The 11,880-nt window shown below is 39.8% G+C and carries 17 protein-coding genes and 1 pseudogene; 15 read left to right on the top strand and 3 right to left on the bottom strand.

Features of this window, described 5'->3' with window-relative positions; translation table 11 throughout:
• Nucleotides 1–411: 411 nt before the first annotated feature.
• The 9 genes from HT688_RS10870 (at nt 412) to whiA (ending at nt 6,811) form a co-directional block, all read left to right on the top strand.
• Nucleotides 412–930 carry a Dps family protein gene (locus tag HT688_RS10870; protein WP_023937471.1) on the top strand — a complete coding sequence of 173 codons (519 nt, stop codon included), beginning with the start codon at nt 412–414 and terminating at the stop codon, nt 928–930.
• Between the two features lie 129 nt (nt 931–1,059).
• Nucleotides 1,060–1,566 (top strand): dihydrofolate reductase, encoded by a 507-nt coding sequence (locus HT688_RS10865; RefSeq protein WP_000162465.1) that lies wholly within the window; start codon nt 1,060–1,062, stop codon nt 1,564–1,566.
• Nucleotides 1,566–1,736: a hypothetical protein gene (locus HT688_RS10860; RefSeq protein WP_000442276.1), complete on the top strand. Its 171-nt coding sequence runs from the start codon at nt 1,566–1,568 to the stop codon at nt 1,734–1,736. Before HT688_RS10865 ends, HT688_RS10860 begins: the two co-directional genes overlap by 1 nt.
• A 31-nt stretch (nt 1,737–1,767) precedes the next feature.
• A complete protein-coding gene (clpX, locus tag HT688_RS10855) occupies nt 1,768–3,000 on the top strand; it encodes an ATP-dependent Clp protease ATP-binding subunit ClpX (RefSeq protein ID WP_000106340.1) in 1,233 nt (410 codons plus the stop codon).
• Nucleotides 3,001–3,008: 8 nt separating this feature from the next.
• Entirely contained in the window at nt 3,009–3,596 is a 588-nt protein-coding gene (gene yihA, locus HT688_RS10850; protein ID WP_000405202.1) for a ribosome biogenesis GTP-binding protein YihA/YsxC, read from the top strand.
• Between the two features lie 10 nt (nt 3,597–3,606).
• Entirely contained in the window at nt 3,607–3,987 is a 381-nt protein-coding gene (locus HT688_RS10845) for a RidA family protein (RefSeq protein WP_001140420.1), read from the top strand.
• 51 nt (nt 3,988–4,038) lie between these two features.
• Nucleotides 4,039–4,929 (top strand): RNase adapter RapZ, encoded by an 891-nt coding sequence (gene rapZ, locus HT688_RS10840; RefSeq protein WP_023937468.1) that lies wholly within the window; start codon nt 4,039–4,041, stop codon nt 4,927–4,929.
• Nucleotides 4,926–5,903, top strand: coding sequence for a YvcK family protein (locus HT688_RS10835; protein ID WP_001231073.1), 978 nt, complete (start codon nt 4,926–4,928; stop codon nt 5,901–5,903). The genes rapZ and HT688_RS10835 overlap by 4 nt, the downstream gene beginning before the upstream one ends.
• On the top strand, nt 5,900–6,811 hold the full coding sequence (gene whiA, locus HT688_RS10830; RefSeq protein ID WP_100104578.1) for a DNA-binding protein WhiA: 912 nt from the start codon (nt 5,900–5,902) through the stop codon (nt 6,809–6,811). Before HT688_RS10835 ends, whiA begins: the two co-directional genes overlap by 4 nt.
• Before the next feature lie 87 nt (nt 6,812–6,898).
• Here whiA and HT688_RS10825 read toward each other — a convergent pair whose 3' ends face one another.
• The 3 genes from HT688_RS10825 to HT688_RS10815 form a co-directional block, all read right to left on the bottom strand.
• Entirely contained in the window at nt 6,899–8,026 is a 1,128-nt protein-coding gene (locus HT688_RS10825; protein ID WP_000266849.1) for a tyrosine-type recombinase/integrase, read from the bottom strand.
• A gap of 620 nt (nt 8,027–8,646) precedes the next feature.
• Nucleotides 8,647–9,411, bottom strand: coding sequence for a type II toxin-antitoxin system PemK/MazF family toxin (locus tag HT688_RS10820; RefSeq protein WP_000155204.1), 765 nt, complete (start codon nt 9,409–9,411; stop codon nt 8,647–8,649).
• On the bottom strand, nt 9,412–10,221 hold the full coding sequence (locus HT688_RS10815) for an XRE family transcriptional regulator (protein WP_172923785.1): 810 nt from the start codon (nt 10,219–10,221) through the stop codon (nt 9,412–9,414). It lies immediately after the preceding gene.
• Between the two features lie 359 nt (nt 10,222–10,580).
• Here HT688_RS10815 and HT688_RS10810 point away from each other — a divergent pair, with 359 nt between their 5' ends.
• From HT688_RS10810 to HT688_RS12315, 6 genes and pseudogenes are all read left to right on the top strand, one after another.
• A complete protein-coding gene (locus HT688_RS10810) occupies nt 10,581–10,739 on the top strand; it encodes a hypothetical protein (RefSeq protein ID WP_166727863.1) in 159 nt (52 codons plus the stop codon).
• Nucleotides 10,740–10,766: 27 nt separating this feature from the next.
• Nucleotides 10,767–10,946, top strand: coding sequence for a helix-turn-helix transcriptional regulator (locus HT688_RS10805; RefSeq protein ID WP_284525284.1), 180 nt, complete (start codon nt 10,767–10,769; stop codon nt 10,944–10,946).
• Between the two features lie 122 nt (nt 10,947–11,068).
• Nucleotides 11,069–11,254: a helix-turn-helix domain-containing protein gene (locus tag HT688_RS10800; RefSeq protein WP_000274132.1), complete on the top strand. Its 186-nt coding sequence runs from the start codon at nt 11,069–11,071 to the stop codon at nt 11,252–11,254.
• Nucleotides 11,255–11,265: 11 nt separating this feature from the next.
• Nucleotides 11,266–11,463 carry a hypothetical protein gene (locus HT688_RS10795; RefSeq protein ID WP_001057654.1) on the top strand — a complete coding sequence of 66 codons (198 nt, stop codon included), beginning with the start codon at nt 11,266–11,268 and terminating at the stop codon, nt 11,461–11,463.
• 88 nt (nt 11,464–11,551) lie between these two features.
• Nucleotides 11,552–11,704: a hypothetical protein gene (locus HT688_RS10790; RefSeq protein WP_001284486.1), complete on the top strand. Its 153-nt coding sequence runs from the start codon at nt 11,552–11,554 to the stop codon at nt 11,702–11,704.
• Between the two features lie 94 nt (nt 11,705–11,798).
• A pseudogene (locus HT688_RS12315) lies at nt 11,799–11,880 on the top strand (ORF6C domain-containing protein); the annotation flags it as partial.

Here is an 11,880-nt window from a genome sequence, read left to right as displayed (position 1 = left end):
ATTTTCGAAGAGTATTATATAGTAGATTGAATATAGACCAGAACATTGCGGTTGCTAAAACATTTTTAGAAATTCATTTGTCTTTCCTAATCGACTTGGTTACATCTTATTTCAATCTATTATAGTCTTGGGGAATTTCTTCAAACCACATCAGCTTGGTCAGTTCTACCTGCGACCTCAAAACTTGTGCTTTGGTCAAGCTGGGTTTAGTTTCCTAGTTTGCTGATGGATTTCCATTGACTATAAGCATCCAACCCTCTTTTCGTCTTCTAAAGAATTCTTAAATTATCAGTCTATTGCAACTTTTCTCATGTGGGTTATTTTGCTTGCTATTGGTTTTCCTTAGTAGTATACTAAGGTAGTAATCATTAAGAAGTGGTTACATAAAAATAATGAATGAGGTAAAATAAAATGGTAGAATTGAAAAAAGAAGCAGCAAAAGATGTCGCAACATTAACAAAAGCAGCGCCAGTAGCATTGGCAAAAACAAAGGAAGTTTTGAATCAAGCTGTTGCTGATTTGTACGTAGCCCACGTTGCTTTGCATCAAGTGCACTGGTACATGCGTGGACGCGGTTTTATGGTATGGCATCCAAAAATGGATGAGTACATGGATGCTCTTGATGGTCATTTAGATGAAATCAGTGAACGATTGATTACACTCGGTGGTAAACCATACTCTACTTTGACAGAGTTCCTTCAAAACAGTGAAATCGAAGAAGAAGCTGGTGAATACCGCAATGTTGAAGAAAGTTTGGAACGTGTCCTTGTTATCTACCGTTACTTGTCAGAACTTTTCCAAAAAGGTTTGGATGTTACTGATGAAGAAGGTGATGATGTGACAAATGGTATCTTCTCAGACGCTAAAAATGAAACGGATAAAACAATCTGGATGCTTGCCGCAGAACTTGGACAAGCACCTGGTTTGTAAGAAACAAGGCAACATAGATAAATCTGTAGGAAATTTCTTACAGATTTTTTCTATTTTGTAAGCTATTCCAAACCAGTCTTTTTTTGAGTTTTTTGATAAAATAGTACTATCAGTAAAAAGGATGGAAGCATGACTAAGAAAATCGTAGCTATTTGGGCCCAGGATGAAGAGGGTGTGATTGGTAAGGATAATCGTCTGCCTTGGCATTTGCCAGCAGAACTGCAACATTTCAAGGAAACAACTCTGAATCATGCTATCTTGATGGGGCGGGTAACCTTTGATGGGATGGGACGTCGCTTGCTTCCACAACGGGAGACCTTGATTTTGACACGTAACACGGAAGAAAAGATAGATGGGGTTGCTACTTTTCAGGACGTCCAGTCTGTTCTCGACTGGTATCAGGCTCAAGAAAAGAATCTCTACATTATCGGTGGGAAGCAGATTTTTCAGGCTTTTGAACCCTACTTAGATGAAGTAATTGTCACTCACATTCATGCTCGGGTGGAGGGAGATACCTATTTTCCTGAGGAGTTTGACTTATCTCTTTTTGAGACAGTTTCAAGCAAATTCTACGCCAAAGATGAGAAGAATCCTTATGATTTTACCATCCAATATCACAAGAGAAAGGAAGTCTAATGGAACGGAGTTTATTTGGTTTATTCACGGCTTTTCTGTGTTTCATCTGCCTTCTGGCAGGAGCACAGGCTTTTCGTAAAAAGCGTTACGGGCTTTCTATCCTCCTTTGGTTAAATGCCTTTACCAATCTGGTCAATAGTATTCATGCTTTTTACATGACCTTATTTTAGATAGAATGACAGTATAGAATGGAAGGAAATCATGTCTACAAATAGAAAAAATGATATGATGGTTTATTGCTCATTTTGTGGCAAAAACCAAGAAGAAGTACAAAAAATAATTGCTGGGAACAATGCTTTTATTTGTAATGAATGCGTGGAGTTGGCTCAGGAAATCATTCGAGAAGAATTGGTTGAGGAAGTCTTGGCAGACTTGTCTGAGGTGCCAAAACCAATCGAACTCCTCCATATCTTGAACCACTATGTAATCGGTCAAGATCGTGCCAAGCGTGCCTTGGCAGTGGCGGTTTATAACCACTACAAACGTATCAACTTCCACGATACGCGTGAGGAGTCAGAAGATGTGGATTTGCAGAAGTCAAACATTTTGATGATTGGCCCAACTGGTTCAGGGAAAACTTTCCTTGCCCAGACCTTGGCTAAGAGCTTGAATGTGCCTTTTGCGATTGCGGATGCGACAGCTCTTACTGAGGCTGGTTATGTGGGTGAGGACGTGGAAAATATTCTCCTTAAACTCTTGCAGGCTGCTGACTTTAATATCGAGCGTGCAGAGCGTGGGATTATCTACGTGGATGAAATTGACAAGATTGCCAAGAAGAGCGAGAACGTATCGATCACACGGGATGTTTCTGGTGAAGGGGTGCAACAAGCCCTTCTCAAGATTATCGAGGGAACTGTTGCTAGCGTGCCGCCTCAAGGTGGACGCAAACATCCGCAACAAGAAATGATTCAAGTGGATACTAAAAATATCCTCTTCATCGTGGGTGGTGCCTTTGATGGTATTGAAGAAATTGTCAAACAACGTCTGGGTGAAAAGGTTATCGGCTTTGGTCAAAATAATAAAGCAATTGATGAAAACAGCTCTTACATGCAAGAAATCATCGCAGAAGATATTCAAAAATTCGGTATTATTCCAGAGTTGATTGGACGCTTGCCTGTCTTTGCAGCCCTTGAGCAATTAACGATTGATGACTTGGTTCGTATCTTGAAAGAGCCAAGAAATGCCTTGGTCAAACAATATCAAACCTTGTTATCTTATGATGATGTCGAGTTGGAATTTGACGACGAAGCTCTTCAAGAGATTGCCAATAAGGCCATCGAACGGAAGACAGGGGCGCGTGGTCTTCGCTCCATCATCGAAGAAACCATGCTAGATGTCATGTTTGAAGTACCGAGTCAGGAAAATGTGAAATTGGTTCGCATCACAAAAGAAGCTGTCGATGGAACGGATAAACCAATCTTGGAAACAGCCTAGAGGTGACTATGGAAATCAATACACATAATGCTGAAATCTTGCTCAGTGCAGCCAACAAGTCTCATTATCCGCAGGATGAACTGCCAGAGATTGCCCTAGCAGGGCGTTCAAATGTTGGTAAGTCTAGTTTTATCAATACCATGCTGAACCGTAAGAATCTGGCTCGTACGTCAGGGAAACCTGGGAAAACTCAGTTGCTCAACTTCTTTAACATTGACGACAAGATGCGCTTTGTGGATGTGCCTGGCTATGGCTATGCCCGCGTTTCCAAAAAGGAACGTGAAAAGTGGGGGCGCATGATTGAGGAGTACCTAACGACTCGAGAAAATCTTCGTGCAGTGGTCAGTTTGGTGGATCTCCGTCATGACCCGTCAGCAGATGATGTGCAGATGTACGAATTTCTCAAGTATTACGAGATTCCGGTTATCATCGTTGCGACCAAGGCGGACAAGATTCCTCGTGGTAAATGGAACAAGCACGAATCAGCAATCAAAAAGAAATTAAACTTTGACCCAAGTGACGACTTTATCCTCTTTTCATCTGTCAGCAAGGCAGGAATGGATGAGGCTTGGGATGCAATCTTAGAAAAATTGTGAGGAAAAGAAAATGGCAAAAACAATACATACAGACAAGGCTCCAAAGGCTATCGGACCCTATGTTCAAGGAAAAATCGTTGGCAACCTTTTGTTTGCTAGTGGTCAAGTTCCTCTCTCTCCTGAAACTGGAGAAATCGTTGGAGAAACGATTCAAGAACAGACAGAACAAGTCTTGAAAAACATCGGTGCTATTTTGGCAGAAGCAGGAACTGACTTTGACCATGTTGTCAAAACAACTTGCTTTTTGAGCGATATGAACGACTTTGTTCCTTTTAACGAGGTTTACCAAACGGCCTTTAAAGAGGAATTCCCAGCTCGTTCAGCAGTAGAGGTAGCTCGTCTTCCTCGTGATGTAAAAGTCGAAATCGAAGTCATCGCAGAGATTGGATAAGCTAGTTGAAGTTTGGTGTTGCCAAACTTCTTTTGATATAAGGAGAAAAAGATGACAAAGAAACAACTTCACTTGGTGATTGTGACAGGAATGAGTGGTGCAGGCAAAACTGTAGCCATTCAGTCCTTTGAGGATTTGGGTTATTTTACTATTGATAATATGCCGCCAGCTCTCTTGCCTAAGTTTTTGCAGTTGGTGGAAACAAAGGAAGACGATCCTAAGTTGGCCTTGGTAGTGGATATGCGTAGCCGTTCTTTCTTCTCGGAGATTCAAACTGTTTTGGATGAGTTGGAAAACAAGGAAGAACTGGACTTTAAAATTCTCTTTTTGGATGCAGCTGATAAGGAATTGGTCGCGCGTTACAAGGAAACCAGACGGAGTCACCCACTAGCTGCAGATGGTCGGATTTTGGATGGAATCAAGCTGGAACGTGAGCTCTTGGCGCCTTTGAAAAATATGAGCCAAAATGTGGTGGATACAACTGAACTCACTCCTCGTGAGCTACGTAAAACCATTGCAGAGCAGTTTTCAGATCAAGAACAAGCCCAGTCTTTCCGTATCGAAGTCATGTCTTTCGGCTTTAAATATGGAATCCCAATTGATGCAGACTTGGTTTTTGATGTGCGCTTTTTGCCAAATCCCTACTACCTTCCAGAGCTGAGAAACCAAACGGGTGTGGATGAACCTGTTTATGACTATGTCATGAATCATCCTGAGTCAGAAGATTTTTATCAGCATTTATTGGCCTTGATTGAGCCGATTTTGCCAAGTTACCAAAAGGAAGGGAAGTCTGTTTTGACCATTGCCATGGGTTGTACAGGTGGACAACACCGTAGTGTGGCCTTTGCTAAACGCTTGGCGCAGGACTTATCCAAGAATTGGCCTGTTAATGAAGGGCATCGCGACAAAGACCGGAGAAAGGAAACGGTAAACCGTTCATGAGAAAACCAAAGATAACGGTGATTGGTGGAGGTACTGGGATCCCCGTCATTCTTAAAAGTCTGCGTGAAAAAGATGTGGAAATCGCTGCTATCGTAACGGTGGCGGATGATGGTGGTTCATCAGGTGAACTCCGAAAAAATATGCAGCAATTGACACCGCCAGGTGATCTTCGTAATGTCCTTGTGGCCATGTCGGATATGCCTAAGTTTTATGAGAAAGTCTTTCAGTATCGCTTTTCCGAGGATGCCGGAGCCTTTGCTGGCCATCCATTGGGCAATCTCATTATTGCAGGTCTGTCAGAAATGCAGGGTTCGACCTATAATGCCATGCAGTTATTGAGCAAGTTTTTCCATACAACTGGGAAGATTTATCCTTCCAGCGACCATCCTTTGACCTTGCATGCAGTCTTTCAAGATGGGACAGAAGTGGCTGGAGAGAGTCATATCGCAGACCATCCAGGCATGATTGACCATGTCTATGTAACCAATACCTTCAACGATGATACACCTCTGGCCAGCCGTCGAGTAGTCCAGACCATTCTTGAAAGTGACATGATTGTCCTCGGACCTGGTTCTCTCTTTACCTCTATTTTGCCCAATATCGTGATTAAGGAAATCGGGCAGGCGCTTTTGGAAACCAAGGCAGAAATCGCCTATGTCTGCAATATTATGACCCAACGTGGGGAGACAGAACACTTTACAGATAGTGATCACGTGGAAGTCTTGCATCGTCACCTTAGCCGACCTTTTATCGATACGGTCTTGGTGAATATCGAAAAAGTGCCTCAAGAATACATGAATTCCAATCGCTTTGATGAATACTTGGTCCAGGTGGAACATGATTTTGCTGGTCTTTGTAAGCAAGTTCCGCGCGTGATTTCATCCAACTTCCTTCGTCTGGAAAATGGCGGTGCCTTCCACGATGGAGATTTGATTGTGGATGAGTTGATGCGGATTATACAGGTGAGAAAATGAGTTTCACAGTAGCAGTAAAAGAAGAAATCCTAGGTCAACACCATCTGAGCCGGTATGAATTATCTGCCATTATCAAAATGTCTGGTAGCATCGGTCTCTCGACTTCGGGCTTGACTTTGTCAGTTGTGACAGAAAATGCCAAACTGGCCCGTCACCTCTATGAGTCCTTTCTCCATTTCTATGAAATCAAATCGGAAATTCGTCACCACCAACGGAGCAATCTTCGCAAGAATCGGGTCTATACCGTTTTTACAGATGAAAAGGTGCAGGATTTGTTAAGTGATTTGCACTTGGCAGACTCTTTCTTTGACCTGGAAACAGGTATTGATGAGGCGATTTTATCGGATGAGGAAGCAGGTCGTGCTTATCTTTGTGGTGCTTTCTTGGCAAATGGAAGTATTCGTGACCCTGAATCAGGTAAGTACCAGTTGGAAATCAGTTCTGTTTATCTGGACCACGCGCAAGGAATTGCCTCCCTTCTCCAACAGTTTTTACTGGATGCCAAGGTGCTTGAGCGCAAGAAGGGGGCTGTGACCTATCTCCAGCGAGCAGAAGACATTATGGACTTCTTGATAGTAATCGGAGCCATGCAGGCACGGGATGATTTTGAGCGGGTTAAGATTTTGCGAGAAACCCGTAACGACCTCAATCGGGCTAATAATGCCGAGACAGCTAATATCGCTCGGACAGTTTCTGCCAGCATGAAGACCATTAACAATATCAGTAAAATAAAAGATATCATGGGCTTAGAAAATTTGCCAGTAGATTTGCAGGAAGTGGCGCAACTGAGGATTCAGCACCCAGACTACTCTATCCAACAGTTGGCAGATAGTCTCAGCACCCCTCTGACCAAAAGTGGTGTCAATCACAGACTCAGAAAAATCAATAAGATAGCCGATGAATTATAACGATATAAAGCAACCCCTTGAATTATCAATGTCTTCAAGGGGTTTTGTTGTGTTGTGAAATCAAAAAGGGGCAACCAAGGGGCAGAATTAAAAAATAGTATCTAATTTATTGACCAGTTTATCCTCCATATCCTCAGTAGTATGAGAATAGATTTCCAAAGTCATCTTTGCATTTGAGTGTCCAACTCGATCCATTATTGATTTTATTGGAAGGCCAGACTCTGCTAAAAACGAAATATGAGAATGCCTAAAAATATGGCTAGATAAGTTTTTTTCTATTTTAGCCTGTTTTCCATATTTTTTTAATATCTGTATGAAGCAAGCTATTGTTGTAGGTTGATTCCATTTTTCAAAACAGAAAATATAATCATCGCTTGACAATGGCTGGAAACGTTCGCTAAGTCGTACTATTTGTCTTTGAATAGCTTCTATGACACTCTCTGATACTTTGATTGTCCGTATTGAATTTGTAGTCTTTGGTAGCGTCTTGATTTTGTTTACTGAATCAAAATTACCTGTGATCTCAATTTTGTTGTTTTCGAAGTCTATATTCTTCAGTTGTAAGGCAGTTAACTCACCATATCTCATACCAGTTAATGCCAGCACAAGAACCATATCAGCGTACTTTTGGTGATATTCTCGACGATTAAGGACATCGACAAGTGCTTTTATTTCTTGCATGGTGAGAAAGTTGTTACGTTTTTTTTCCAGTTCTTCTAAAGTCTTTGGTTTTTGAGGAATCGTAGTATAATCGACCTCGTTATTTTCAATGTAAGAGTATTGAACGGCGTAATTAAAGATACCTCTGAGCCTATGCCGTACTTTTTTAGCTGTAATATATCCGTTGCTTTCAATAATTTTTTCAATAGCCTCTTGAAGAAAACGCCTGTCAAGATTAGCAAGTATGGTATCGGATGGTATGACTTCCTTCATCTTCTTATCAACTGATTTACAATTATGTTTTGTTGATTCCTTTACTGTTTGCGCCCATGATTTATAGAAAAGGTTATAGATTTCTTCAAATGTAATGCTTTCTACTTGTTTTGTGCTGAGTTTTTTATTTATCTTCTCTTGCAACAAGATAGCAGATTGATTTCTTGCCTGGGGAGTTTTCTTCTCCATCGTGACTGAAACTTTTTTTAATTTCTCAGTATATGGATCTTTATATCGCTCAAAAAATTTGTATTTTCCGTTGGGAAGTTCTTCCATCCACATTGTATTTACCTCACTTTTTTGATAAAATGGGTATAGTAAAGAGGGCTTTTAATGCCTTTTACTATACTGGATATCCTCACACTCAGAGTCGCCAAACTTTGCGAGTGTGGGGATTTTTTTGAGTTGTTTCCAAAATGGAAACAGTTGGCAGCTCGTCAGATAATAAAATAAGGTGTACCTCTTAGAAGTACACCAGACGATTTTATCCTTGACGAACAAGGCTTTTTTACATTCTTAGTGTATTTCTTTTTTTAATTTCTGTCAAACGTCAACTTATTTTAACGACTTATGTTTACTAGAATATGAAAAGAAAAGTAGTCGTATCAAATACGGCTACCATCACGTTATGGATCTAAAATCCAAACCTAAACTTTATGGAGCTAAACTCCTGATAGCTGTATTGTAATATAATTTTCAAAAAATATCAATTTTGCACAATAGACCTATGGGATGAGGTTGCTATTGGCGAATATGGGGGTGTTTTTGTTTATTTCAAGTATTTATAACTCAAAAAGGGAAGTAACAATTAAGCTACTTCCCTGGAGCGCAAAGGCTCAAAGTTTAAAAATATGAGGGTAAACCTCTAAGTAACCTAATTATAGAGTAAACTTTTATAAATGTCAATTTTTTAAGTACAATTCTTTTAATTTTTCGTCAATTCTATCTAAAGTTTCGTCACTAACCTTGATTTTTCCGCAAGGATCCAGTTCGTTTATGTAAATAATTCTGTCTTTACTAATCGTTTTTATCTGATCACATTTTGCGTAGGAAATTTTATTAAATCGTTGATAATGGTTAACAAGATCTTTTAATTTTCTATTAGTGTTTTCCACTTTTTCCATCCCTGCACCGTTGTCATAGATTTCTTTAGCTGATTCTGAATTGTAAGCATCTCCGTATTGAATCAAAAATTCCTGATATATTTCTTCTGCACTCCCTAAATCAAAAGGAGTAATTTCTGTAAGTGCATAGTGAATGATCGAAAAATAATCAAAACCAATTTTGTCAAGAATAGGTAATAAGAATCTTTTGGATTTTTGCTGTATAACTTCGTCAATCATAACAGAAAACTTTTTTTCTTTTGAACTAATTGGAAGTACCGTCAGATTCCTTGATTTTGGAGAATCATTTTTATTTAGGACAACAGCCCAGTGTCTATTTGATAATTCAGAGCCAATATTGATTCCAAAATCTACAAAGATTAAAGAACCACGTTTCAGAACATTGTAACTCTTGCTAGTGTTTTGTGTTTCTGACAAGAATAGATTAGATTCTTTTTCTAGCCAATTAGGCAAAAATCGGAATTTATTATTATTTTTAAATGTTGAATGAACTTTCTCAAAGTTTTTTGAAGCCTTTAAAATCTGTTTATTTTGTATTGTCATTTATTCCCCTCTATACACCCCGACAACTGCATAGATCTTGATGTGTGTGTCTTCGGCTGGTGGGAAGTCTAGGATGATGTCTTCGTACTTGTCATTAAGCGATACTAGGCGTAAGCGTCCGTTTTCGGTGTATATCTTCTTAAAGTAAGAACGGTCTCCGTATGCGATAACTGCTAGGTCTCCGTTATAGGTGGTCAGTCCTTTGTCTACTAAATAGAGAATATCTCCGTCTTGGTAGTCAGGCTGCATGGAGTCTCCGCTGACCTTAGTCGCAATATCGTGATGTGGTGGTTGCTCGTCGACCTCTATAGTCTCTCTGTCTGTATCGTCGTAGCCAAATCCATAGTTAAATCCAGAAGCTGCTGCCGTCTCAGATACAACCTCAACTTGGTACAAGCTGATAACTTCCGATACTTCGTTTATCTTCGTTTCTTCTTCGTTTTGCTCTGTGTAAATCTCGCCGTTTGCGTCTTGACTCTTCAGAAGCTCCTCAGAAGTCCGTAGCACGATTTTTTTATTATCTGGGGTTAATTGTACCACCTTGTCCGTTATCTGCTGTGTGAGCAAATCTGGGGACGCTGTGGGGGTGGCAGAATTATTACTAATAGATGGAAAGAAGTCATCAATACTTACACCCAAAATATCGCATAGAGAAAATAGCATATCTTGATTAGCTTTACGCTCCCCCTTTTCATATCTACTAATGGTTTGTTTTGTTGTATTTAGCTTTTGAGCAAGTTCATCTTGAGTAAAACCAGATGATTTTCTGAATAGCTTTATCTGATTTCCTATGTATTTTTTTAAGTCCATATTTTTTACTCCTGTTATGTTATATGTAGATTATATAAAAAAGTCACCGAAAACGCAACTTTTTTTGTTTTTTCATTAAAAAAGTGTTGACTTGTCACCAAAATGGTGATATAATTAAATCATGGTTGAGATAATCAACCAAATAAAAAAGGAGGTGCAGCCAATGAGGCGACAGGAACAAAGACCTAAAAAAAGAGAATTCGGCTTAAAAATCCAAATTCTCTGGTTCAAATTCGAACTTCACTACTCAATAGAGTGGTAGAAGTTTACAAGGGGCTGACCTAAAGCCCCTCCCCTTTAAAGGGGTACTGTCATTGTATCATATAGGCTGTATCTCCTGCAAGAAAAAGGAGAAAAATATGGATTGGAAAAAATTCTTGTTTGGTAACTTTGATTACGAAAAGATAAATCAAGACAATCATGCAAAAACTTCCTTGGAAATTCGAGGTGGACTTATTCCGAGTATATTGTTCTGGTCTGGTATTATCGTACTAATTTTATATTTAATTTTCAGATAGGGAGGTGGTTATGATTTGCAAATACTTTTGTATGAATTACGTAAATCCAAAGGATTGACGCAAAAAAATTTGGCAGATAAACTTGGGATATCCGAAACGGCATATCGTCAGAAAGAAAAGGGGCAACGTCCTTTTACTCAAGATGAAATGTTTTTCTTGCATAGTTTTTTTAATAAACCATTGCAAGAAATTTTTTTACCAAGATAGTCACCAAAACGGAAACATCAAAAAGGTCAAACTTTTTCAAAATCGATAGAATTAATTCTATCAAAACTGTTGACAAGTACCAACAGTTTTGAAAAGACCTATTAGTAGAAAGGAAGAAGTCGATGTATGGAGCGAAAATGAGGGAGCTGAGAACGGCTCAAAAGCTGGGCTTGCGTGAGCTTGCCAAGCGAACCTTGATAGACTACACGACCTTGTCTCGTATCGAGAACGACCTGAAGGCAGTGACGCTGTCGCAGGCGGTGGTCATCGCCAAGGCGCTAGGGTGTAGGGTGGAAGATATGTTGTAGGAGGAAATACTATGAACAACGCAGCGCAAAAAGTAACACGGATTGACAAAGATGCCTGGGAGATCGCTACGGAGCTGGCGAACGAATACGGAGTATCTATTTGTCACATCATCAGCGAGAGCGTCCGCTACTGTGCAGAGAATGCTGAATTTAAGGAGATGGACGTTGTCGTTAAACGATTGGTAGTCGGCAGTAAGGTGCTGGAGTAGGAGGGGAAGATGAACGAATTAGAAAGAACAGCCCTCAATGAGATATTGAGGACCGTGACCTATATTGCTGAGAAGAAAGGAAAGAGATATGGCAAATAAGGGATTTAAAAATAGTTACATCGATAGAAAAAAATTAAGTAGTAGTCTTAAAACACTGATGACTCAGCAAGCTATTGAAAGAGCAGAGCTTGCTGAGTCTCAGCGTAAGGAACTTGAAGAATTTCTTAAGGACCTGCTTTAATTATAGCAAAATGGGGAGAAGAATAGGAAGGAAAGAGATATGAGCAACCTATCAAAAAATTTACTACCAAATACCGAATTTAGAAAGGAACTTTATGAACGAAATTTTTAATTTTCACGGGCAGGAAGTCCGTACTTTGACAATTGATGACGAGCCGTGGTTCGTTGGGAAAGATG

Origin of the sequence: Streptococcus sp. 1559, from assembly GCF_013276735.1 — a bacterium.
GTDB classification, from domain to species: domain Bacteria; phylum Bacillota; class Bacilli; order Lactobacillales; family Streptococcaceae; genus Streptococcus; species Streptococcus pseudopneumoniae.
The sequence above is the reverse complement of the archived record's forward strand: the minus strand, read 5'-3'. Positions and strand labels throughout refer to the sequence as shown.